The 23,887-nt window shown below is 54.4% G+C and carries 24 protein-coding genes and 1 tRNA gene; 6 read left to right on the plus strand and 19 right to left on the minus strand.

Annotation, left to right across the window (positions count from 1 at the left end; translation table 11 throughout):
- Positions 1–86: 86 nt before the first annotated feature.
- Positions 87–1,094, minus strand: a complete 1,008-nt coding sequence (yejK, locus tag FDW92_RS05895) for a nucleoid-associated protein YejK (protein WP_042307249.1) — start codon at positions 1,092–1,094, stop codon at positions 87–89.
- Positions 1,095–1,228: 134 nt separating this feature from the next.
- Here yejK and FDW92_RS05900 point away from each other — a divergent pair, with 134 nt between their 5' ends.
- The 4 genes from FDW92_RS05900 (at position 1,229) to narP (ending at position 4,252) form a co-directional block, all read left to right on the plus strand.
- The gene (locus tag FDW92_RS05900; protein WP_003027506.1) at positions 1,229–1,456 is read left to right on the plus strand and encodes a YejL family protein; all 228 of its coding nucleotides are present in this window, start codon (positions 1,229–1,231) and stop codon (positions 1,454–1,456) included.
- Between the two features lie 31 nt (positions 1,457–1,487).
- Complete coding sequence (yejM, locus tag FDW92_RS05905) at positions 1,488–3,248, plus strand: LPS biosynthesis-modulating metalloenzyme YejM (RefSeq protein ID WP_042307247.1); 1,761 nt, start codon at positions 1,488–1,490, stop codon at positions 3,246–3,248.
- 74 nt (positions 3,249–3,322) lie between these two features.
- A tRNA-Pro gene (locus tag FDW92_RS05910) sits at positions 3,323–3,399 on the plus strand.
- A 205-nt stretch (positions 3,400–3,604) separates the two neighbouring features.
- Entirely contained in the window at positions 3,605–4,252 is a 648-nt protein-coding gene (gene narP, locus FDW92_RS05915; RefSeq protein ID WP_016153764.1) for a nitrate/nitrite response regulator protein NarP, read from the plus strand.
- Positions 4,253–4,353: 101 nt separating this feature from the next.
- Here narP and FDW92_RS05920 read toward each other — a convergent pair whose 3' ends face one another.
- The 15 genes from FDW92_RS05920 to napF form a co-directional block, all read right to left on the minus strand.
- Positions 4,354–5,403: a cytochrome c-type biogenesis protein CcmH gene (locus tag FDW92_RS05920; RefSeq protein ID WP_042307195.1), complete on the minus strand. Its 1,050-nt coding sequence runs from the start codon at positions 5,401–5,403 to the stop codon at positions 4,354–4,356.
- Complete coding sequence (dsbE, locus tag FDW92_RS05925) at positions 5,400–5,957, minus strand: thiol:disulfide interchange protein DsbE (RefSeq protein WP_003834613.1); 558 nt, start codon at positions 5,955–5,957, stop codon at positions 5,400–5,402. The genes FDW92_RS05920 and dsbE overlap by 4 nt, the downstream gene beginning before the upstream one ends.
- On the minus strand, positions 5,954–7,909 hold the full coding sequence (locus FDW92_RS05930; RefSeq protein ID WP_137400584.1) for a heme lyase CcmF/NrfE family subunit: 1,956 nt from the start codon (positions 7,907–7,909) through the stop codon (positions 5,954–5,956). Before FDW92_RS05930 ends, dsbE begins: the two co-directional genes overlap by 4 nt.
- Entirely contained in the window at positions 7,906–8,385 is a 480-nt protein-coding gene (gene ccmE / locus FDW92_RS05935) for a cytochrome c maturation protein CcmE (protein ID WP_042307191.1), read from the minus strand. The genes FDW92_RS05930 and ccmE overlap by 4 nt, the downstream gene beginning before the upstream one ends.
- The gene (gene ccmD / locus FDW92_RS05940; protein WP_005129320.1) at positions 8,382–8,594 is read right to left on the minus strand and encodes a heme exporter protein CcmD; all 213 of its coding nucleotides are present in this window, start codon (positions 8,592–8,594) and stop codon (positions 8,382–8,384) included. Before ccmD ends, ccmE begins: the two co-directional genes overlap by 4 nt.
- On the minus strand, positions 8,591–9,328 hold the full coding sequence (locus FDW92_RS05945; RefSeq protein WP_006683732.1) for a heme ABC transporter permease: 738 nt from the start codon (positions 9,326–9,328) through the stop codon (positions 8,591–8,593). The genes ccmD and FDW92_RS05945 overlap by 4 nt, the downstream gene beginning before the upstream one ends.
- Positions 9,329–9,404: 76 nt before the next feature.
- Positions 9,405–10,064: a heme exporter protein CcmB gene (gene ccmB, locus FDW92_RS05950; protein WP_003027542.1), complete on the minus strand. Its 660-nt coding sequence runs from the start codon at positions 10,062–10,064 to the stop codon at positions 9,405–9,407.
- Positions 10,061–10,681 (minus strand): cytochrome c biogenesis heme-transporting ATPase CcmA, encoded by a 621-nt coding sequence (ccmA, locus tag FDW92_RS05955; protein WP_042307189.1) that lies wholly within the window; start codon positions 10,679–10,681, stop codon positions 10,061–10,063. Before ccmA ends, ccmB begins: the two co-directional genes overlap by 4 nt.
- Positions 10,682–10,701: 20 nt before the next feature.
- Positions 10,702–11,304 (minus strand): cytochrome c-type protein NapC, encoded by a 603-nt coding sequence (gene napC, locus FDW92_RS05960; RefSeq protein ID WP_003027548.1) that lies wholly within the window; start codon positions 11,302–11,304, stop codon positions 10,702–10,704.
- Between the two features lie 9 nt (positions 11,305–11,313).
- On the minus strand, positions 11,314–11,763 hold the full coding sequence (napB, locus tag FDW92_RS05965) for a nitrate reductase cytochrome c-type subunit (protein WP_038642185.1): 450 nt from the start codon (positions 11,761–11,763) through the stop codon (positions 11,314–11,316).
- Positions 11,760–12,623: a quinol dehydrogenase ferredoxin subunit NapH gene (napH, locus tag FDW92_RS05970; protein ID WP_042307187.1), complete on the minus strand. Its 864-nt coding sequence runs from the start codon at positions 12,621–12,623 to the stop codon at positions 11,760–11,762. Before napH ends, napB begins: the two co-directional genes overlap by 4 nt.
- The gene (gene napG / locus FDW92_RS05975; RefSeq protein ID WP_003834629.1) at positions 12,610–13,305 is read right to left on the minus strand and encodes a ferredoxin-type protein NapG; all 696 of its coding nucleotides are present in this window, start codon (positions 13,303–13,305) and stop codon (positions 12,610–12,612) included. The genes napH and napG overlap by 14 nt, the downstream gene beginning before the upstream one ends.
- A gap of 6 nt (positions 13,306–13,311) precedes the next feature.
- The gene (gene napA / locus FDW92_RS05980) at positions 13,312–15,798 is read right to left on the minus strand and encodes a nitrate reductase catalytic subunit NapA (protein WP_137400585.1); all 2,487 of its coding nucleotides are present in this window, start codon (positions 15,796–15,798) and stop codon (positions 13,312–13,314) included.
- On the minus strand, positions 15,795–16,058 hold the full coding sequence (gene napD / locus FDW92_RS05985; RefSeq protein WP_038642193.1) for a chaperone NapD: 264 nt from the start codon (positions 16,056–16,058) through the stop codon (positions 15,795–15,797). The genes napA and napD overlap by 4 nt, the downstream gene beginning before the upstream one ends.
- Positions 16,048–16,539, minus strand: a complete 492-nt coding sequence (gene napF, locus FDW92_RS05990) for a ferredoxin-type protein NapF (protein ID WP_038642195.1) — start codon at positions 16,537–16,539, stop codon at positions 16,048–16,050. The genes napD and napF overlap by 11 nt, the downstream gene beginning before the upstream one ends.
- 413 nt (positions 16,540–16,952) lie before the next feature.
- On the opposite strand from napF, the gene eco reads away from it, so the two are divergent.
- Complete coding sequence (eco, locus tag FDW92_RS05995) at positions 16,953–17,450, plus strand: serine protease inhibitor ecotin (RefSeq protein WP_042307223.1); 498 nt, start codon at positions 16,953–16,955, stop codon at positions 17,448–17,450.
- 93 nt (positions 17,451–17,543) lie between these two features.
- On the opposite strand, the gene mqo is transcribed toward eco, so the two are convergent.
- Positions 17,544–19,205, minus strand: coding sequence for a malate dehydrogenase (quinone) (mqo, locus tag FDW92_RS06000; protein ID WP_042307182.1), 1,662 nt, complete (start codon positions 19,203–19,205; stop codon positions 17,544–17,546).
- Between the two features lie 278 nt (positions 19,206–19,483).
- Between mqo and FDW92_RS06005 the strand changes: the two genes are divergently transcribed.
- A complete protein-coding gene (locus FDW92_RS06005) occupies positions 19,484–20,728 on the plus strand; it encodes a SulP family inorganic anion transporter (protein ID WP_042307180.1) in 1,245 nt (414 codons plus the stop codon).
- On the opposite strand, the gene mgtE is transcribed toward FDW92_RS06005, so the two are convergent.
- Together mgtE and FDW92_RS06015 are read right to left on the minus strand one after the other, a co-directional pair.
- Positions 20,691–22,127: a magnesium transporter gene (gene mgtE, locus FDW92_RS06010; RefSeq protein ID WP_042307178.1), complete on the minus strand. Its 1,437-nt coding sequence runs from the start codon at positions 22,125–22,127 to the stop codon at positions 20,691–20,693. The two genes, FDW92_RS06005 and mgtE, sit on opposite strands and share 38 nt — an antisense overlap.
- A 105-nt stretch (positions 22,128–22,232) precedes the next feature.
- Positions 22,233–23,876 carry a multidrug ABC transporter permease/ATP-binding protein gene (locus tag FDW92_RS06015; RefSeq protein WP_042307175.1) on the minus strand — a complete coding sequence of 548 codons (1,644 nt, stop codon included), beginning with the start codon at positions 23,874–23,876 and terminating at the stop codon, positions 22,233–22,235.
- Positions 23,877–23,887 lie beyond the last annotated feature (11 nt).

A 23,887-nucleotide genomic window follows, 5' to 3' on the forward strand; every position in this document is an offset into this window, starting at 1 on the left:
GGGGTTTTTTTATGGGATTCTGTTGGCGCTAAAGATAGATCACGCAGGCCGGATAAGGCGTTTCCTCCTCCACCCGGCAAATGGTTTTATTTCCCGCCCGACGTGCGGCGCTGGAGCTGGTCGCGCAGGTTCGGCGGCGTACCTTTGATGGTTAACGTGTCCGTCGCCGGATCCCAGAAAATACGCTCGCCCAGCAGCATGGCGTCAAAATTAATGGTTAACCCACCGCCGCTGCCGGCAAATTTGGTTAACTGGCGCAGCGTACTGCGATCCGCCGGGAAGCTCTCTTCCAGCTCATACCCTTTATCAGCGGTAAATTCGCTGAAGCTGACTTCACTGACGCCGGAAAGCTCTTTAGACAGCGACTCCAGCTCAATCTCTTCACCGGCCTGTAGCTGCTCGTTGCAGTAGCTGTAGACCTGCTGACGCACATTCTGGCGCTCGGCTTTATCCAGTTGCGCCTCATTGGTGAAGTCATCGACCGCCTGCAGCAGACCGCGGTTTTGCGCTTTGGCGTTCAGACCTTCGCTGGCGCCGAGAAAGTCCATGAAGAAATCGGCGACTTTGCGCCCTACCCGCCCTTTCAGGAACGTCAGATAGCGTGTGGACTCCGGATTGGTTTCCCACTCGGTTAAATCAATACGCGCCACGATGTCCGCATGATTGATATCCAGATAGTGCGTCGGGTTGATATCCAGATTTTCATTGACGCGCATGCTGCTTAAATTGTTCAGCACGGCAACCAGCAGATACTCTACCGCCAGATAGCGGTAATGGCAGAACAGGACAATACCGCCGTCGGCAAAAGGATATTTCGCCAGCTCGTCCCGCAAACGCCCTGTCGCGGCACGGCTAAAAGCCAGAAAATCCTCTTCGCCCTGACGCTGTAAACGCAGCGTTTGCGCCAGCTCGCTCTCTTCGCTGAACAGGCCATAGGCTTTATTCTTGGCGCTATACACCCGATGCAGTTCAGCCATCATATCGACAACGGTCGCTGTCGGTTCCAGTAATGAATCGCGCAAGACCAGCTCAAGGTTTTGCTCATCACGTTTGATAAGCTGGTGCAGGGCAATCTGGTTGATATCCAGACTCATGATAAACTCTCCTTTTAGACCGGGCGGTATTCAACCACCTGCCGGGCAGTGACGCAATAGAAGATAAAAAAGCAGAAAAAAAACTGTCCGTACGGTAATATGTTGCCCTTTCATGAACAGACTGATTTCGATTTATGCCACAAATTTCCCGCTATAGTGACGAACACGTTGAACAACTGCTGAATGAGATGCTCAACGTACTGGAAAAACATAAGGCGCCGACCGATCTTTCCCTGATGGTACTGGGAAACATGGTGACTAACCTTATCAATACAAGCATCGCACCGGCCCAGCGCCAGGCGATTGCCAACTCTTTTGCCCGCGCATTGCAGTCTTCGGTAAACGACGACCAAGCGCATTAAGAGCCTGCTCCGGGGAAACGAACAACAGTTTATGGTAACTCATCGTCAGCGCTACCGTGAGAAAGTCTCCCAGATGGTTAGCTGGGGGCACTGGTTTGCTTTGTTCAACATTCTGTTGGCCATGGTACTCGGTAGCCGTTACCTGTTTGTCGCCGACTGGCCGACTACGCTTGCAGGGCGCGTTTATTCCTACCTGAGCGTTGTCGGGCATTTTAGCTTCCTGGTGTTTGCCACCTATCTGCTGATCCTGTTTCCCCTGACGTTTATCGTCATGTCCCAGAGGCTGATGCGATTCTTATCAGCTATCCTGGCGACGGCGGGCATGACGCTGTTGTTAATCGACAGCGAAGTTTTTACCCGCTTCCACCTGCACCTCAACCCGATCGTCTGGGAACTGGTCATTAACCCTGACCAGAATGAAGCGGCGCGTGACTGGCAACTGATGTTTATCAGCGTGCCGGTTATTCTGTTAATCGAAATGCTGTTTGCGACCTGGAGCTGGCAAAAGCTGCGCAGCCTGACGCGTCGTCGCCATTTTGCGAAACCCTTAGCAGCATTCTTCTTCGTTTCCTTTATCGCCTCGCATGTGGTGTACATCTGGGCAGACGCCAATTTCTATCGCCCTATTACCATGCAACGCGCGAACCTGCCGCTCTCCTACCCGATGACGGCGCGTAAGTTTCTGGAAAAACACGGTCTGTTGGATGCGCAAGAATATCAACGCCGCCTGATCGAGCAGGGAAACCCGGAAGCAGTTTCCGTACAATACCCGCTCAGCGACCTGCGCTACCGCGATATGGGAACCGGCCAGAACGTTCTGCTGATTACCGTAGACGGCCTGAACTACTCCCGTTTTGAAAAACAGATGCCAGCGCTGGCTGAATTCGCTGGGCAGAATATCTCCTTTACGCGTCACATGAGCACAGGCAACACCACAGATAACGGGATTTTTGGCCTGTTCTATGGCGTGTCCCCAAGCTACATGGACGGCATTTTGTCGACCCGAACGCCTGCGGCGCTGATCTCTGCACTGAACCAGCAGGGGTATCAGTTGGGGCTATTCTCCTCGGATGGCTTTACCAGCCCGCTTTATCGCCAGGCGCTACTGTCAGATTTCTCTATGCCGAGCGTGCAAACGCAGTCTGACGAGCAAACCGCAAGTCAGTGGATTAACTGGTTAGGCCGCTACGCACAGGAAGATAACCGCTGGTTCTCCTGGGTCTCCTTTAACGGAACGAACCTGGATGACAGCAACCAGAAGAACTTTGCCAAACGCTACGCCAATGCCGCTCAGGATGTGGATGCCAACATTAACCGGATCCTTAGCGCCCTGCGCGACTCCGGTAAACTGAACAACACGGTGGTGATTATTACTGCTGGTCGGGGCGTGCCGCTGACTCAGGAAGAGAACAGCTTTGCGTGGTCGCGCGGCCATCTGCAGGTTCCTCTGATTATTCACTGGCCGGGAACACCTGCTCAGCGCATCAATAGCCTGACCGATCATACAGACCTGATGACGACGCTTATGCAACGTCTGCTCCACGTCAGTACGCCAGCTAACGAGTACTCGCAGGGCCAGGATTTGTTTAATGCAACCCGCCGCCATTACTGGGTTACCGCCGCCGACGGCAGCACGCTGGCGATTACCACGCCAGAGATGACGCTGGTGCTTAACAACAACGGTAATTATCAGACGTATGATTTACACGGTGAGAAGATAAAAGATCAGAAACCGCAGCTGAGCCTGCTGCTGCAAGTTCTGACGGATGAGAAGCGATTCATTGCTAACTGATTAATTATAAATCAGTTAGCAAGCCATCCTCTTGCATTCGCGGTGGAAAGCAGTAGTATTATCAGCCATAGCGTCGGCACGTAGCGCAGCCTGGTAGCGCACCGTCATGGGGTGTCGGGGGTCGGAGGTTCAAATCCTCTCGTGCCGACCAAAAATCCTCAAAAAAAACCAACCCTTGTGGTTGGTTTTTTTATGCCTGCGATTCAATGTTCCGCGCCACCACGGCTTTCAGCACAGGTTTTACTACTTACCCATGCACAAATTGGGGTAAAATTTACCCTCTCATCAGCGCGATGAACCTGGACGATTGATGCGCTGAAAACAATAATGATACTAATAAAACTCAGGAGAATAGTATGCCTGAAGCAACGCCTTTTCGGGTGCTGATTGTCGACGACCACCCACTAATGCGGCGGGGAATTAGTCAATTATTGCAACTGGATCCCGCATTTAACGTGGTGGCCGAAGCAGGTGACGGCGCAAGTGCGATCGATCTGGCAAACCGTCTGGACCTTGACGTGATCCTGTTAGATCTCAATATGAAAGGTATGAGTGGGCTGGATACCCTGAATGCGCTGCGTCGGGACGGCGTTACCGCACAAATTATCATTCTGACCGTTTCGGATGCCGCCAGCGATGTATACGCCTTAATTGACGCGGGTGCGGATGGTTATTTGCTCAAAGACAGCGATCCTGAAGTCCTGCTGGAGGCCATTCGCAGCGGCGCTAAAGGCGGTAAAGCGTTTAGTACACGCGTCAGTGAATATCTGCGCGAACGCGACCTGTTCGGCGCACAAGAAGATCCGTTCAGCATTCTCACCGAACGCGAGCTGGATGTGTTACACGAACTGGCTCAGGGGCTGTCGAATAAACAGATTGCTTCGGTATTAAATATTTCCGAACAGACGGTGAAGGTGCATATTCGCAACCTGCTGCGCAAACTCAATGTGCGCTCTCGCGTTGCTGCCACTATTCTGTTTTTGCAAACGCGCGGAATGCAATAACCAGATATTGCCCGATGGCGCTACGCTTATCGGGCCTACAAATCACGAGCATCGCAAGGCCGGATAAGACGCTTTGCGTCGCCATCCGGCCCCTTCCACTCTTACTTCTCCTGCGGCGTTAGCTGCTCCATCGCCTGTTTAATACTGCGTTCTATTACCGCCCGACGGGTATCGTTAGCGGGCAATAATTTCAGCATCATCTCCCACGCCGCAACAGCTTCGCCGAAGCGCTGCTGTTCGAAAGCGTTAAAAGCATACATGCTCAATACGCGCACGTTAGCATGCTCGCCTCTTATCAGCTGGCGCAACAACTCCCCTCCCCGACGGTTATCATCAGGATCGGAAGAACGGGTCAATGCTTCCGCATAACCCAGCGCCGCATCGCTGTTGTTAGGAGCCAGTCGATAGGCATTGGCATAGGCTTCAGTAGCCGTACTGGCGTTACCGAGTACCATGCCAATACGTCCGAGCATGATCCAGCCTTCGACGTTTCCGGCATCGGACTGTAAGCGAGTGCGCAGCCCCAGCGCCAGACGCGTCATGTCTTCTTCATTCAACGGGTCGGCTTTCGGATCCAATGCCCGCTCCAGCAGCGCTGGAGCCTGAGCGGTGGCCTGCTGCCAGACCTGCACCTGTTTATAGTTCCCAGTTTGATAATAGCTCACCACGCCAACCACCAGCGCCACCACGATGCCGGGCACAAAGAGTCCGAATCCACCGCGCTTGCCATCCGGGATAATGTCGTCAGGAAACTCTTCTTGTTTCACCCGTACGCGTCGGCGAGTACGGGCGAAAATAATCCAGCCCCCAAGACCAATCGCTACCACAGGCATCACCCACAGTAGCACGGTCAGCGGAGTTAACGGCGGATCGTAAGTGACGAAGTTGCCGTAGCGCGCCACCATGTAGTCAACAATCTCTTTCTGGCTTTTGCCTTCCTGCATCAATTCGTACACTTTCTGACGCAGGTCGGTGGCGATCATTGAATTAGAGTCGGCAATGCTGTTGTTCTGACATTTAGGACAACGCAGTTGCTCGGTAAGCTGGCGGAACTGCTGCTCCTGCGCTTCATCCTTAAACTGCATTACGTCGATAGTCGCAAGCGCGGATCCCGAGATAACCAGCATCAGCAGGCCCAATAAAAATCTCATTGCGCAGCCTCCTTACTGTACTTGTCCCACAACGGTTTGATCTCGCTTTCCCACACGCGGGCATTCAGATCGCCGGCATGGCGATAGCGAATAATACCTTTCCCGTCGATCAGGAACGTCTCCGGTGCGCCGTACACGCCAAGATCGAGGCCGAGCATACCGTCGCCGTCAAACAGACTTAATGAGTAAGGATTGCCCAGCTCTTTCAGCCAGACAATGGCTTTCTGACGATCGTCTTTATAGTTCAGGCCCACTACCCGCACGCCTTGCGCAGACAGTTGATTCAGATACTGATGCTCGGCGCGACAGGTCGGACACCAGGTCGCCCAGACGTTCAGCAACACTGGCTTCCCCTGCGTCAGCACATCGGCCTGATAATGCTGCCCCGGGTTTTCCAGCGATTCCAGGCGGAACGTCGGAACAGGTTTGCCGATTAACGCCGACTCCAGATTAGTAGGGTCGTCTCCTTGCGCGTTACGCGCTAACTGCCATAGCAGCGCCGCTGCAATGATGAGAAAAATAATAAACGGTATTAACAGTGCGTTGCGCTTCATACAGCCTCCGACGCATTTTTTTGCACCGCGACACGCGGGCGCGTGCGCTGGCGATAGCGTGGATCAAACAGGCAGAACACCCCGCCCAGCGCCATCAGCAACCCTCCGGCCCAAATCCAGCGAATAAACGGTTTGTAATACAAACGTACAGCCCATGCGCCGTTATCCAGCTCTTCACCCAGCGCAGCATACAGATCGCGCGTAAGCCCGCCGTCAATCGCCGCTTCGGTCATCATGGAACTGGTACTGTTATAGAAGCGTTTCTCCGCATGCAGCGTGGCTTCCGGTTTACCATCACGCGTGACACCAATAATGGCGACCCCGCCCCGGTAGTTTGGTCCGGTAATGTCTTTTACTTCACGGAAGGTGAACTGATAGTTATGGATACTGACGCTATCGCCCGCTTTCATGCGCACATCGCGTTCCACGCTGTAATTCTGGCTAAAGGCAATACCAACAATGGTAATCGCCAGCCCCACATGACCTGATACCATCCCCCAGTAGCTTGGCGTCAGCTTTGTTCCACGAGAAATGCGCAGGTACGCTTCGGACATGGCCAGCACAATTATCCAGCACGCCATCGCCAGCCCCACCACCGTCATGGCGGCAATGCGATCCTCAAACAGCCACGGCAGCAGCAGCGACAGAATAAGCGTGGTGACAAACGCGATGATCAGTAACGTTTTCAGTTTACGTGGTCGGTCACGGCCCCAGCGCACTAATGGCCCAATGCCCAGCAGCAGCGCAAACGGCGCCATCAGCCAGGTGAACATGGTATTGAAGAACGGCTCGCCAATCGAAATGCTGCCCAGCCCAAGCTGTTTGTGCACCAGCGGCAGCAGCGTGCCCAGTAACACCACCAGCATAGCGGCGATCAGCAGGACGTTGTTGCCCAACAGCAGCGATTCACGCGACCACAGCGCGTTGTTTACCCGCGAGCGAACCTTATGCCCACGCACTGCAAACAGCAGCAGGGAACCGCCAATCACCAGCACCATGAAGGCCAGTATAAACATCCCTCGCGACGGGTCTGAGGCGAAAGCATGCACCGAAACCAATACGCCGGAACGTACCAGGAAAGTACCCAACAGGCACAGCGAGAAGGCGCTGATTGACAGCAGCAGGGTCCAGGCTTTGAAGCTGGCGCGCTGTTCGGTTACCGACAGCGAATGCATCAGGGCTGTACCCACCAGCCATGGCATAAAGGAGGCGTTCTCAACCGGATCCCAGAACCACCAGCCACCCCAGCCCAGCTCGTAATAGGCCCAGGCCGAACCGAGTACAATCCCCAGCGTCAGAAACACCCACGCCGCCAGCGTCCATGGACGCGAAAAGCGAGCGAAGGTGCTGTCCAGACGCCCGCTCATCAACGCGGCGATCGCAAACGCGAAAGCCACCGAGAAACCGACATACCCCATGTACAGCAACGGCGGATGGAAAATCAGTCCCAGATCCTGCAACAGCGGGTTGAGGTCGCGCCCTTCGATAGGGAAGTTGGGCAACGTGCGGGCAAACGGATTAGAGGTAAACAGGATAAACAGCAGGAAGCCGACGCTGACCATCCCCATCACCGCCAACACGCGGGCGACGATATCCAGCGGCATGCGCTGGCTGAACGCTGCGACGGCGAACGTCCAGCCGCTCATCAGCAACACCCACAGCAGCAGCGAGCCTTCATGCGCGCCCCAGGTCGCCGCGACCCGATACCAGACCGGAAGTTGGGTATTGGAGTTACTGGCGACGTAGGTCACGGTAAAGTCGTTAACCACAAAGGCATTAACCAGAATCAGGAACGCCCCCATCACGCAGATAAACAAGACCCAGGCAAAGGGCCGTGCTGAGGCCATCATCCGCACGTCGCCGCGCGCCACGCCCCACAGCGGATAGACCGACAGCAGTAATGCAACGCCAAGCGCAAGGCACAACAGCGCATTGCCAATTTCAGGCATCATGACGTTTTATCCTTATAAACACTTTCCGGGCGACGGTGGTTTTCCTGCATCGCTTTTTCGACTTCCGGCGGGGTGTAGTTTTCATCATGTTTGGCAAGAACCTCTTTAGCCTGCACATGATTTCCCTTGTCCAGCTCGCCCTGAACGACGACGCCCTGCCCCTCACGGAACAGGTCCGGCAAAATGCCTTCATAGGTCACATCCACCACACCTTCGGCGTCATAGATGCTGAAATTTACTTTTAGCGATTGCGGATCGCGCTTCACGCTGCCCGGCATCACCATCCCACCCACGCGCAGACGTTGACCGACTTCAGGCATCTGCTGCGTTTCACGCTTACCGTAGAGTATCTCTCCCGGGGTGTAGAACAGATCGATATTGGAACGCAGCGCGTAGAGCACCAGCGAAATGGTCAACGCCAGACCTGCCAGTACCGCGCAGGCTATCCATAGCCGATTTTTACGTCGAATATTCACGCCGCCTCCCGTTGTACTTGCGCTGCGCGCATGCGCGCTTCCCTCGCCCGCTGCTGAGCCACACCGCGTAAAATTGCGCGATGCTGTAACGCAGAATGCAGCACCAGCACCAGTAGCGGAATAACGCTCATGGCGACAGCCAGCCAGACATACAAGGCGTAACCGCCCATCGCGAAAAAATCACTCCATGATGCAAATGCAGGGGTCATTGGCGGCCTCTTTTTAAGATCAGTTCGCTCACCCACGGGCGGCGTTTTTCCATCATCAAAATCAGGTTACGCATGCGCATTAGCGCCAGCGTGACAAACAGTAACAGGTAGCCGACGATCGCCAGACGCAGCGGCGCGCGCATTGCCGGATCGATGCTCTGCTGCATACGGGTTGACCCCTGATGCAGCGTATTCCACCACTCGACCGAGTAGTGAATAATCGGTAAGTTGACCACGCCAATCAGCACCAGAATACCGGCGGCACGCCCTGCCAGGCGGCGATCATCAAACGCATGCCATAGCGCAATGGCGCCAACGTAGAGAAACAGCAGCACCAGTTCTGAGGTGAGTCGAGCATCCCAGACCCACCAGGTTCCCCACATCGGTTTGCCCCATGCGGACCCCGTCACCAACGCAATAAAGGTAAACACAGCGCCAATGGGCGCCATCGCAGCCAGCGCCAGATTGGCCATTTTCATCTGCCAGACCAGGCCGATAAACGCCGCAACAGCCATCGAGGCATAAATTCCCATCGACCAGATTGCCGCCGGAACGTGCAGATAAATGATGCGATAGCTCTGTCCCTGCTGATAATCAGCCGGCGCGAAGCCAAAGCCCCAGACCCATCCCGTTATGAGTACCACCGCGCTGGCAATCGCCAGCCACGGAATAAACCAGCCGCAGATCTGATAGAGCCGAGGGGGCATCGCCAATTGATGAAGTGTTTTCCACATAGTTCAGTCACCAGACTCCATTAATTAATATCCGTTTTGCCGGAGTACCTTGCCCGGCCTGCAAATCCTGTCCGCATTACTGCACGCTGATCCGTAACGCCGCAGCCGTGGCAAACGGGCTTAACGTGGCGCTGCCTACCAGCAACGCCCCCAGAATCGCCATGTATCCTTCAACAGGCAAGTGCATGGAAGCCGCATCCATCGCGGCGGTCGCAAAAATCAGTAGTGGTATGGTAAGCGGGAGTACCAACACGCTTAACAGCACGCCGCCGCGCTTTAAGCCCACCGTCAAACCCACACCCGGCGCGCCGAGAAAACCCAGCGTCGGCGTACCGAGCAGCAAGGTCAGCGCCATAATTTTCCAGCCGTACATATCCATGCCCAACAGTAATGCCACCAGCGGCGAGAGGATTAACAGCGGCAAACCGGTTACGACCCAGTGCGCCATCACTTTCGCCAGCACGACCGCCGGAAGCGGCAGCGGCAGCAGCATCAGTTGCTCAAGGCTGCCGTCCTGTAAGTCATCACGAAACAAGCGCTCCAGCGCCAGCAATGACGCCAGCAGCGCCGCAACCCAGATGATGCCCGGCGCAATACGCGCCAGCAGCTGTGGCTCCGGCCCAATGCTCAGAGGGAACAGCGTGATAACAATCAGGAAGAACCATAAAGGATTGGCGATTTCCGCACTATGACGAAACGCAACTCGCAGTTCTAAACGGAAGATTCGCCACATCATTGCGCTGCCCTCTCGCTGGTCAGCGCAATTCGTCGCACTTTACTGGTCTCAACATTAAGCGGCTGGTGGGTGGTAAGAATAACAATACCGCCCTGCTCCGTGTGCTGTGCCATACGCTGAGTCAGTCGCTCAACGCCGTTCACATCAATGGCGGTAAAGGGTTCATCGAGGATCCACAGCCGGGCGCGGGTCAGCCACAAACGGGCCAGCGCCACGCGCCGCTGTTGTCCGGCGGAGAGCTGATTCACCGGAATATCTTCGTATCCGGCAAGTCCCGCCTGCGCCAGCGCGTCCAGACACTGTGCGATATCACCGTCGTGATGGAAAAAACGCAGGTTCTCCAACGCCGAAAGCCGGGTTTTTATCCCCGGCTGATGTCCGATCCACAGCAATTGCTGATGGTAGCTGTCCCGCACGTGATGCAGGGGTTGTTCTTGCCAGCAAACCTCCCCTGCGTCGGGACGCGCCAGCCCGGTAAGCAACCGCAGCAGAGTGGTTTTCCCCGCGCCGTTGCTGCCGGTAATTTGTACCCATTCCCCTGCGTTGACGCGAAATGACAGATCGCTGAACAGTATTCTGTCATCCCGCTCGCAAAGTAATTCTCTGGCTTCAAGCATACCTGGTTATCTACATCCTGTTAAAAGCCCGGTTTGACTTCGCGCATATCAGGCAGTTTGTGCGCTATCCCTTTATGACAGTCAATACAGGTTTGCCCGTCTTTCACGGCCTGGTCGTGCATTTTGGCCGCAACGCCTTTCTGGGCGGTTAAATCCATAAACTCGAAGTTGTGACAGTTGCGACACTCTTGCGAGTTATTGTCTTTCATACGCCGCCACTCATTTTGCGCCATCGTCAGACGATGGTCTTCAAATTTTTGCGGTGTATCTATTAACCCCAATGCTTTCGCGTACAGCTCTTTACTGGCCTTGATCTTACGGATCATTTTCGGGCCCCACTCATGCGGGACGTGGCAATCAGGGCAAGTCGCACGCACACCACTGCGGTTGTTGTAGTGTACGGTTTCCATGTATTCCTGGTACACCGTATTGCGCATTTCGTGACAGCTAATGCAGAACTCTTCCGTATTGGCCTTTTCCATACCGGTATTAAAGCCGCCCCAGAAAATAATGCCGCCCACAAAGCCGATTAACAACAGCGTGCCGAGCGCCAGACGGCTGGGGCGACGCCACCATTGCCAGACGCGCTTAATCCAGCCTGGTTTACGGTTAGAATTTTCCATAATGACCTCTTATTTCCCGTAACCTTTCGAGGGGGTGAAGGTATTTTCAACAATCGGCGCAGCGTCAGCCTGCGGGACGTGACATTGCAGACAGAAATAACGACGCGGCGCGACTTCAGCCAATACCTTGCCATCGCTGTCCATAAAGTGCGTCGGACTGATGCGCGGCGCGCCGGTAGTGCGATAGCTTTCCACACCGTGGCATTGCAGACAGCGGTTAGTATTGGTCGTCACCTGATACCCTTCAACGCTGTGCGGAACCATTGGCGGTTGATTCACATAGTTCAGCGGCATACGCTCCTGCTCTTTCGGCATGCGAATCGCCCCTTCCTGTGTCCCTGAGACTTCCGGTGACTGGCTTAGGTCCACTCCGTTTGCAGCCCAAACGGCCCCACTGACGACCAGGGCAAGCAGGGCCGTCCATTGACTCAGCTTTTTAATCAGGTCATGGCTTTTCATGATTTCGCTCCCGAACTCCATCGTGTTGTTATTGTAAAAACATCCTCAGAACAGACATCCACGCAGCGACCGCAGGCCATGCAATCGCGACTGGTTACCTGCACCGGGCTTTGCTCATCCAGCACCGGCGCACGTAGCACATGCGGTTCCGGGCAAACATGAAAACAATCCATACAGCGGTTACATCTGTTACGTTCTTTTGCCGAAACGGTTAATGCGCCTTTACTTCCCACTACGCTATACAGTGCGCCCAGTGGACAGAGATGCCCGCACCAGCCATGCTCAACGACCAGTAGATCAAATAAAAACAGTGCCAGAATCAGCAGTGCACCACTGCCAAATCCCATTACCAGACTCCGTCCGAGCAGAGAGACGGGATTTATCCATTCCCACAGCAGCGTACCGGTCAAGGCGGAACCGACCAGGATAACCACCAGCAGGACGTACCGTATATAGCGCGGCAGGGTCGCGGACTGATTCAGGTCAAACCTTCTGCGTAACCAACTGGCTAAATCGGTGACCGGGTTCATCGGACAAACCCAGCTGCAAAACAGACGCTTACCCGCAAGGGCATACAGCACCGTGATGACGACCGCCCCCGTTAACGCCACCGTTGCCGGCAGGTGTCCGCTGGCCAGGCTTTGCAGCGTAATCAGCGGATCGGTGAATGGGACGGTATCCAACAGCAGACTGCCACTGTAGTTGCCATGCAGGATCCACACGCCAAGCCACGGGCCGCTGAGGAACATCGCCAGTATCAAAAACTGACTCAAACGACGCAGCAGCAGCCAGCGATGACTCTTCCACCATCCTTTTTTTGCCTGCGCTTCACGCCCGGCATCACGTTTACGATTTGCCATTGTTCCCCTCCAGCCAACCGAAGCGGTAATGGTGTCCTAACTCCCCTTTCGCCAGCGACAGCGGCAGCACTTTTATTGCTGGCTGTTCCAGTACGCAGACTTTTTCGCATTTCCCACAGCCGGTACAGGCATCGCTGTGCACGGTCGGAATAAACCGCGCATGCTTGCCGGTACGCATATTACGGTCCAGCTCAAGGGTGATAGCCTCATCGATTTTCGGGCACTCGCGGTAACAAACATCGCAGCGTAACCCTTGGTAGTTGAGGCAGTTTTCGTGATCCAGCAGTACCGCCAGCCCCATACGCGAATCGTCAATGGATTCAATTTCCCTGTCCAACGCGCCGCTGGGGCAGACTTTGGCACACGGAATGTCCTCACACATTTCGCAAGGAATATCGCGGGCGACAAAATAGGGCGTACCTGCTGCCAGCCCGGAGGCCAGCGTCGCCAGCTTCAGCGTGTCATATGGGCATGCCTGAACGCACTGACCGCAGCGCACACAGGCGCTGGCGAATGCCTCCTCGCTCAGTGCGCCAGGCGGGCGTAACCGCACGCCGGTTGCACGTGCGGTTTGCTGTTGTAACCCCAGCGCCACGCCAACGACGGCCAGCCCGCCCGCCGCGCGAACCATATCGCGCAGAAAGCGGCGGCGGCCATTTTGGGGTTTTGCTGACCGGGACATAACGCGTTACACCTTCGCCAGTTTCACAGCGCACTTCTTGAAATCCGTCTCTTTGGAGAGCGGATCCGTCGCATCCAGCGTCAGATTGTTCACTAGTTGTGCGGCATCGAAGAACGGCATGTATACCAGCCCCTGCGGCGGACGGTTACGCCCGCGTGTTTCAACAATCGAGATAACTTCGCCACGGCGGGAAACCACTTTGACTTTATCGCCACGGCGCAGATCGCGCGCTTTTGCATCCAGCGGGTGGATAAACAGCACCGCTTCCGGGAAGGCGCGGTGCAGTTCAGGCACACGACGCGTCATGCTGCCGGTATGCCAGTGCTCCAGCACACGTCCAGTGGAAAGCCACAGGTCATACTCTTTATCCGGCGCTTCAGCGGCAGGTTCAAATGGCAGCGCGAAGATAACCGCTTTACCGTCCGGCTTACCGTAGAACTTGTAGCTTTCCCCCGCTTTCACGTACGGGTCGTTGCCTTCGCTGTAGCGCCACTGAGTCTCTTTGCCCTCAACGACCGGCCAGCGTAAACCGCGCGCTTTATGGTAATCGTCAAACGGTGCGAGATCGTGTCCGTGGCCACGGCCAAACCAGGCATACTCTTCGAACAGCCCTTTTTGCAGATAGAAGCCCAGCTCGCGGGATTCATCGTTGAGCTGATCTTCAGCCAGTTCAGCGACCGGGAATTTGGTCACGGCTGGCGTGGCAAACAGCACGTCATACAGCGTTTTACCGCGCAGTTCCGGTTTTTGTGCCAGCAGCTCTTCCGGCCATACTTCTTCTGTTTTGAAGCGACGAGAGAATTGCACCAGTTGCCACAGATCCGATTTCGATTCGCCCGGCGCTTTAATTTGCTGACGCCAGAACTGAGTGCGTCGTTCCGCGTTACCGTAGGCACCTTCTTTCTCTACCCACATTGCGGTCGGTAGGATCAGGTCGGCTGACAGGGCGCTGACCGTCGGGTACGGATCGGAAACGATGATGAAATTGCGCGGATCGCGCCAGCCCGGCATACGTTCTTCGTTGATGTTCGGACCGGCCTGCATGTTGTTGGTACACATCGTCCAGTAGACATTGAGTTTGCCATCTTTCAGCGCACGGTCTTGCGCCACAGCGTGCAGCCCGATTTTTGCCGGAATAGTCCCGGTCGGGATATTCCAGTGCTTCTCGCAGATATCGCGGTGTTTTTCGTTGGTGACCACCATGTCCGCAGGCAGACGGTGGGAGAACGTCCCGACTTCACGCGCGGTTCCGCACGCTGAAGGCTGGCCGGTCAGAGAGAACGGGCCACAGCCTGGCTGAGAAATTTTACCGGTCAGCAGGTGCAGGTTATAGACCAGGTTGTTGGCCCACACGCCACGGGTATGCTGGTTAAAGCCCATCGTCCAGTAGGAGATGACCTTTTTCTTCGGATCGGCATACAGCTGCGCCAGCTGTTCCAGCTGATCTTTCGGTACGCCAGTCATTTCGGCGGTTTTATCCAGCGTGTACTCAGCAACGAAGGCTTTGTAATCCTCAAAGCTCATCGGTTCAGAAGCATCGGAACCTGGATTCTTCGCCGCTTTTTCCAGCGGATGGGTTGGACGCAGACCGTAGCCGATGTCCGTCACGCCTTTACGCAGGTTAACGTGCTTGCTAAAGAAATCCTGGTTGATCGCATTGTTTTGAATGATGTAGTTTGCGATGTAGTTGAGGATCACCAGATCGGTTTGCGGCGTGAAGACCATACCGTTATCCGCCAGCTCAAAACTACGATGCTGGAAGGTGGAGAGCACCGCGACGGTAACATTCGGATCGGACAGACGACGGTTGGTGATGCGCGACCACAGAATCGGGTGCATCTCCGCCATATTCGCGCCCCACAAGACGAAAGCATCGGCATGCTCAATATCGTCATAGCAGCCCATCGGCTCATCCATACCGAAGGTACGCATAAAACCGACCACCGCTGACGCCATACAGTGACGGGCGTTCGGGTCGATGTTATTAGAACGGAAGCCGGCTTTAAACAATTTGGCGGCAGCGTAACCTTCCCAAATCGTCCACTGACCCGAGCCGAACATGCCGATAGACTCTGGGCCTTTTTCTTTCATGGACGTTTTGAATTTCTCTTCCATCACGTCAAAGGCCTGATCCCAGCTAATCGGAGTGAATTCGCCTTCTTTGTGATACTTACCGTCCCTCATGCGCAGCATCGGCTGTGTTAAACGGTCTTTTCCGTACATGATTTTCGGCAGGAAGTAACCTTTGATGCAGTTAAGTCCACGGTTAACCGGCGCATCCGGGTCACCCTGGCATGCCACAACACGCCCTTGCTGCGTCCCGACCAATACGCCACAGCCCGTTCCGCAGAAACGGCACGGGGCTTTGTCCCATTTGATGGCTTCTTGCTGACCGACTACCGCGCGGGCTACGCCCGGCACGCTTAACCCGGCAGCCGCCGCAGCGGCCGCAACGGCGTTAGCTTTCATAAAGCTACGACGACTGAGTTTCATGGTGTTTCCTCACCTTGCTCATCCTGCTGGTGATAAACCAGCGACACCGCCAGCACGCCCGCAACGTTGCGCACTGACTCAATAGTTTTCATTAGCGTTTCACTTTGCTCTGCTTCCACCACCACAATGAGCTGGCCGCTTTCCACATCGCTAAGTGCAACTTCGCAACCCGGAAACGAACGCAACTGCGTGGCGATATCATTGATATGCTGACTTTTGGCCTGAACGACCAGGCTGCAGACCTGCCAGTTACTGTCCATGGTTGTACTCCGCATTAATGGCTGATACCGGGCAAATAGCGACACACGCGCCGCATCCGTTACAGGCCTGATTGTCGAGCTGTGGCTGATAAATACCGGACAGCGTGGGGCGAAAGGTTATGGCCATGGGTTCACAGCTATCCTGACAGCGATGACACTCAACTGACTGGTGTGCGAGACAGTTTTCCCCGATCGTAAAATTCAGATCCCATGCCCTGGTGTGGCGCGGAAGAAAAAGTGATTCGGGACAGGCCTCTGCGCAGGCATAACAAAAGCTGCACTCGCCGTGTTTGAAATTTACGCTCGGATAACCACCCTGGCCTCGCTGCAGGATGTCGGTTTCACACGCCTGGATGCAGGCGTCACAACGAAGGCAATGGGCCAGAAAGTGAGAATCTTCCTTGCTCCACGGCGGACGGATCCCTGCGTTGGCGTTACGCCAACTGCCTGTCAACATACCTCGACGGGATAAATCAACCATGACATTGTCCTTCCATAATGACGCTCTCCCCCGGCGGGTTGAACGACATAAAAAACTGCACTATTTATGAGTAGTTATTTTTAGTCGTAAGATATTTCAGGATGTGTAAGAGGAGCATACCCCGATCGGGGTAAATGCTGTTGCCGGATCAAAAGAGTGTTGAGTTGACGGGAAAAAATGCGCTTTTGCTCACATTTCAATGGGTTGTATAATGAAATACACAACGAAGAAGGCAACAAGAGAATAATCTTATAATTAAGATAGTTCTTAGAATATATCGCTACATTGATTATAAACCCCTTCCAAATACACTTTAAATATAAGTAAATCCAGATTAATAGATAACACAAATATGTTAACCTGCTCCAGGTTCGTTCATAAGACAGAAGAAAGGAAACACTGTGAACAATAAGATGAAGACAATTGTCCCTGCCGTACTTTTCGCCGCCTTTGCCAGCACCTCTGCCTGGGCTGCCAGTAACGATACCGGTGCTCAGCCGCTGGAAAAAGTCGCCCCTTATCCTAAAGCGGAAAAGGGTATGAAGCGCCAGGTTATCCAGCTTCCCCCTGAGAAAGATGAATCTACTCTGAAAGTAGAACTGCTGATCGGACAAACGCTGGAAGTTGACTGTAACCAGCACCGCCTGGGTGGAGAGCTGGACAGTAAAACGCTGGAAGGTTGGGGATACGACTACTATGTTTTCGACAAAGTCACCTCTCCGGTTTCAACCATGATGGCCTGCCCGGACGGCAAGAAAGAGAAGAAATTTATTACCGCGTATCTGGGTGATGACGGTATGCTGCGCTACAACAGCAAGCTGCCGATTGTGGTCTACACCCCGGAAAACGTGGAAGTGAAATACCGAATCTGGAAAGCGGAAGAGAAGATTCAGGACGCAGTCGCGCGATAAGTGAGAATGTGCCGGATGGCGGCGTACCGCCGTATCCGACCTACAGACGCATGAACCATGCCGGATAAGCGCAGCGCTTATCCGGCATTTTATTTACAGCGCGATATCCGCCACAGCTTTCTGCTCAGGCTGCGGTTGAGCCTGAGGTTTCAACTGCGGTTTTGGCGCTTCATCGGCAACCTGCGGCTTGTCGTATTTCAGACCCAGAACTTCGCTGGTGTATTGCAGCTCTTGTTCAGTTGCTTCAACGTTTCCGTTCAGCTTAGTACCATAAGACGGAATAATCGTTTTCAGCTTCGCCTGCCACTCAGGGCTGGCGACTTTATCTTTAAACACTTTTTCCATCAGATGTAGCATGATCGGTGCCGCGGTTGATGCACCAGGCGAAGCGCCCAGCAGCGCAGCAATCGTACCTTCTTTATCGCTGACGACTTCGGTTCCCAGACGGAGAACGCCGCCCTTCTCTGCATCACTTTTAATGATCTGCACACGCTGACCCGCCTGCCATAAACGCCAGTCTTCTTTCTTCGCCTGCGGATAGTACTCTTGCAGTGCGGCAAAACGGTCGTCATCGCTCAGCATCACCTGGCTTACCAGATATTTCACTAGATCGAAGTTATCCAGGCCTACGTTGACCATCGGCATAAAGTTCGACGTCGTGGTCGAGCTGAGCAGATCCCACAACGAACCGTTTTTCAGGAACTTGGTGGAGAATGTCGCGAATGGCCCAAACAGCACGACACGTTTGCCATCCAGGATACGGGTATCGATGTGCGGTACGGACATCGGCGGCGCGCCCACAGACGCCTGACCATACACTTTCGCCAGGTGACGATTCACTACGTCCGGGTTTTCCGCCACCAGGAACTGGCCGCCAACCGGGAATCCGGCATAGCCTTTCGCTTCTGGAATGTTGGTTTCCTGCAACAGCTTCAGCGCAGCGCCACCGGCACCGATAAAGACAAACTTCGCCTTGATATCATGTTCCGCTTCGTTGTTTTTCAGATCGGCGACCGTAACGGTCCAGCTATTGTCTGCATTACGCTTAAAGCCTCGCACTTCGGTGCTCAGTTGCAGCGCAAAGTTGGGCTTTTTCTGCAACGAGGCAATCAGTTGGCGCGTGATTTCACCATAGTTAACGTCAGTACCAATCTCGGTGCGCGTTGCCGCGACTTTCTGTTTCGGATCGCGACCTTCCATGACCAGCGGTGCCCACTCTTTAATCTGCGCGTGATCTTCGGAATAACGCATACCACGGAATAAGGTGCTCTGCTGCAGTGCGGCGTAACGTGCGCGCAGGAAATTCACATTCTCGTCGCCCCAGACAAAACTCATATGCGGGACGGTAGTGATAAATGAGCGTGGTTCATGCATCACGCCATTATTAACCTGATAAGCCCAAAACTGACGGGAAATCTGGAAGGCTTCGTTGATTTCGACTGCCTTTTCAATGCTGATGCTACCGTCGGCCTTTTTAGGCGTGTAGTTCAGCTCCATCAGTGCGGAGTGGCCGGTTCCGGCGTTATTCCAGCCGTTTGAGCTTTCCTGCGCTACGCCATCCAGTCGCTCGACCATGGTCATTGACCATTGTGGCTCCAGCTCTTGTAAATAGGTTCCCAGCGTGGCGCTCATGATACCGCCGCCAATCAACAGTACATCCGTTTCCTGCTCTTCCGCCGCTTTCGCTTTTGCCGCCATCGAGACAACGTTCAGCCCTACAGCCATGGTGAAGAGCATGGCAGTCACTTTTTTCATAATGTTAATGCCTTACTTTTAGTATCGCTTTTTGCTTTTAATGCAGGTGAAAATCGAGCGGCACCAACGGTAACACTTAAGTAAAAATAATTAAATATTGTTTATAAATTATATTTTAATTTTAAAAATGTTATTAATACGTTGATAATTTATACGGTTATTGACAATCACGTCTGGAAACCTGCCCGCCAGACGCGTACTATGCTGCGCTTTGCTATTCACCGCACGGATGCCTGTCGGTCTGCTGTTATCAGGCCCTTTCTGACCTGAGAGTTACTATGTCTGCAACACACTCCTCCCCTGCGGTGACAGAACAGGGCACCCGCGCCGTACTGCGACAACCCCGCCTGCTGGTACGTGAAACACTGGCGGGGGTGGTAACCGCCCTGGCGCTGATCCCGGAAGTGATCTCTTTTTCCGTAATTGCGGGCGTCGACCCTAAAGTCAGCCTGATAGCTTCCGTCGTGTTGTGCCTGGCAATGTCTTTTTTAGGTGGTCGTCCCGCAATGGTTACCGCCGCTGCAGGATCGGTCGCGCTGGTGATTGGTCCGATGGTGCATCAACACGGCGTGCAATACATCCTGCCTGCAGTGGTGCTGGCCGGGATGATTCAGATCCTGTTTGGTGTATTGGGAATGGCGCGTCTGATGCGATTCATTCCTACAGCCGTCATGACCGGCTTTGTCAACGCCTTGGGCATTTTGATTTTCTTTGCTCAGGTCCCACATTTTTGGGGTAAAAGCCCACTAATCTGGGGACTGTTTGTCCTGACACTGCTGATTGTGCTGTGGGTTCCACGGTTTATTAAAACAATCCCCGCGCCGCTTATCGCCATCGTGCTGCTGACGGTATTTACTGTAAGCAGCGGACAACTGCTACCAACCGTCGGTGACGAAGGTTCAATGAGCGGCGGCCTGCCGGGATTAACGCAGCTACTCGTCCCACTCAACCTGCACACTCTGGCAATTATCTGGCCCTGCGCGTTGAGCATCGCTTTTGTTGGTTTGATGGAGTCATTGTTAACCGCCCGTCTGGTGGATGACCTGACGGTTACGCCGTCGAATAAGAATCGCGAGAGCGCCGGGCTGGGGATAGCCAATATTCTGGCCGGATTTTATGGTGGCATTGCCGGGTGCGCGATGATTGGTCAAACCATCGTTAACGTCGAGATGGGCAAAGGACGCAGTCGCGTTTCGACGATTGCCGCCGGACTTGTGTTGCTGCTGTTAGTCACCGCATTGAGCGAAGTCATGGCGAAAATACCCATGTCGGTGCTGGCGGGAATTATGGTGATTGTGGCGGTGAAAACCTTCAGTTGGCAGAGTATCCAGCCCGCGACACTGACGAAAATCCCCGTTACTGAAACGCTGGTTATGCTGATAACTGTCGGCGCAACGGTCACTACCGGCAACCTGGCGATTGGCGTGGTTGCCGGGGTGATGACGATGCTCATCCTGCCGCGCATCGTCAGACGCAAACCCGCGGCTACATCAGAAACAGGGTTGCCAGGCCGAGAAAAATAAAGAAACCGCCGGTATCGGTGATGGCCGTAATCATGACGCTTGAGCCGACCGCCGGGTCGCGCCCGAGCTTCACCATCGTCATGGGAATAATCACCCCCATCAACGCCGCCATCAGCAGATTAAGCATCATCGCCAGGGTCATCACGCCGCCGAGCGCCATATCATCGTACAGCCACCAGGTAATGCCGCCCATAATCCCACCCCAGACGAGGCCATTTACCAGCGCCACGCCCATCTCGCGCAGGATCAAAAACGTCAGGTTTCCCGGCTGAATATTTTGTAGCGCGAGCGCGCGAACGATCATGGTGATAGTTTGATTTCCGGTATTGCCGCCGATCCCTGCTACAATCGGCATCAGCGAGGCCAGTGCCACCAGTTGCGAAATCGTATGTTCAAAGCCATCAATGACCCGCGAGGCGATAAAGGCGGTACAGAGATTAATAGCCAACCATGCCCAGCGGGTTTTTACCGCCTTGGTCACGGGAGCAAACACATCCTCTTCGGCGCTTAAGCCCCCCATTCGACGCAGATCGGTATCGGTCTCTTCGTATACCACATCAACGATCTCATCGATGGTCAAACGACCCATCAACTTACCGGCAGGATCAACCACCGCGGCACTGACCAGGTTGTCACGTTCGAACGTGCGCGCGGCGTTTTCGGCAATGTCTTCCGGGGAAAAGGTGAGCGGGTCATCTTCCATCACCTCGCTGACTTTACGCTGCACATCATTGAGCAGGATACAGGTTAGCGTCAGTTCGCCGACCAGCACCTTATTGCGATCGGTCACGAAAAGTTTATCGGTGTTCTCCGGCATCCTGCCCAGCCGCCGTAAATAGCGCTGCACCACTTCCAGCGTCACGTCCGGGCGCACGGTGATGACTTCGAACTCCATAATCGCACCGACGCGATTCTTCTCGTAGTGCAACACCTGGCGCACGCGCGCCCGCTCCTCGGCCGGTAACGTCGCCAGCAGTCGTCCCGTAAGGTTACGAGGGAGATGCTGGACCAGATAAATCTGTTCGTCGATATCAAGATATTGCAACGCATCCAGCAGCTCGCGGTCGCTCATCTCATCAATCAGGTCGTCCCAGACGTTTTCTGACGCCTCAAGCAGGACGTTACCGCGCTTTTCATTTTCGACCAGCCGCCACAGGGCGTGGCGCTCTTCAGAAGGTAATGCTTCGAGGGTATCGGCCAGATCCGGCGGCGGCAGATGCGCCACCAGCGCCCCTACCTCAGCAATATCGTCGGCTAAGGTACCGACGTCATATTGCTCAGCCAGGGTAAGCTTGCCCAACAGCGCGGAAATAATGGCTTTATCAGTGGTCAGCAACCAGATGAGGCGCGCACGCTCTTCATCACGCAGTCTGGCGCTGTTTTTGTTGAATGCGGACATTAATCATAAATCCATGATATGAAATATCATTAATCATGATGCCGATTTATGTAAATAACAATAAACGCAACCGCCGGGCGGATAAAAAACCGGCGGTTGCTGGGATTACGCAGTACGAGCGACGGCATCTCGCGAGGCGGCGTCACGCTCATCGCCCACGAGTTCACTTAACTGTCCGTTACGCATCTCCAACAGACGATCGGCGTGAATAAAATAGTGATCGTCATGGCTAATAGCGAAGATGGTTTTACCCATTTCCTGCATCAGCGGCAATAACACCTGATAGAACTCACGGCGGAAGTGCGGGTCCTGATCGGCAGCCCATTCATCCAGCAGAATAATGTCGCGCTCCTCCGCCAGCGCCAGCAGCAGCGCCACGCGTTTTTTCTGCCCTTTCGACAGCTTGAGATTGAGAATACGCCCATCGTTCAGCTCAAGCTTGTGACCCATCTTCAGATGTTCCAGCCACTTCGCCACCAGCGCCGGATCGGCCTCTTTACCTTCCGGACCGAGCAGTTTGTCGAATAGCCAGACGTCAGTAAACACGGCGGAGAACAGCTTGCGATAGTCCTCTGGTTTTTCGACAGCAACCGCTTTGCCGTCGAGCAGGATCTCGCCTGACTGCGGCTGATACAACCCGGTGAGTAACATAGCCAGTGTGGATTTCCCGCTACCATTGCCGCCAATCAGGAAGATCAGTTCCCCGCGACGAATAGTCAGATTTACCGGCCCGACAGAGAACGCATTATCCTGATAGTGGAAAACCACGTTACGTAATTCCAACGTTTGCCAGTCCGGAAACGCGGTTGGGCGCGGGAATTCGGCCTTAAAGGGCGCCAGTGAGAACTTATTCAGCTTGTTGAAAGCGACCTGTGCAGTGAGCAGCGTCGGCAATGCGCCAACAGCAGAAAGCAGTGGCGTACGCAGGAATAACAGCGTCAGCGAATAGGTCGCCGCCACGGCGGTATCCGCCCAGCCCAGATTGTTAGCCATCCAGAACACCAGGCCAATGGCGCCCAGCATCATAATGTTCGACCAGTTCACCGCGCTGAGGTGGAAGGTATCGGCGCGGATAATATGGTGACGATACTCTTTGGCATCCGGGACGTATAACTGATTAAAGATATGCTCGGCGCGCTCGCGGTTGAGCGTCAACTCTTTGCGCCCTTCCAACACCGTCTGGTAATCATTGTACAATTTGTCTTCTGTTTCGCGCAGGGTCGCCATATGTTTATATACCCGCGCAACCAGCACAAATCCGCCCCAGATGGTGATTGCCACCCAGATTGCCGTCACCAGCAGCATTTTGGTTGATAGCATCGCCAGATACGCCGCCGACCCGATGGTCAAGATAATCCCCTGCACCAGCTCAGGCAGACGGACAAAAGCGATGGTGATGTTGCGGATATCGCTGGTTAAACCGGCCAGCAACGAGGCGCTGCCAAGCTGTTCGATACGCTCGACGTGGGTGTCCAGAATACGCTTGATAAATTCACTACGCAGGCGGTAAACAAAGTGGTGTCCCAGCGTGGTTAACGCCAGCTGTGAGCCGAGGGTGACAACCATCAACAGCAGCAGCAGGCCAAGAAACTCCGGTAGCACCATCAACGTGGTGTCGACCGTTTCAATCAGGCGCTGGTTAATAAACGCAATCAAACCAATTCCCAACGCAGCGCTGGCGAGGCTGAGCGCCATGACGCTGATAAATGGCCAGCGATACTGCCGCCAGACAAGAAGTAAAAGTTCCATGCAAACAACCC

It is taken from the genome of Citrobacter sp. wls706, assembly GCF_005281305.1.
Lineage (GTDB): Bacteria > Pseudomonadota > Gammaproteobacteria > Enterobacterales > Enterobacteriaceae > Citrobacter > Citrobacter werkmanii.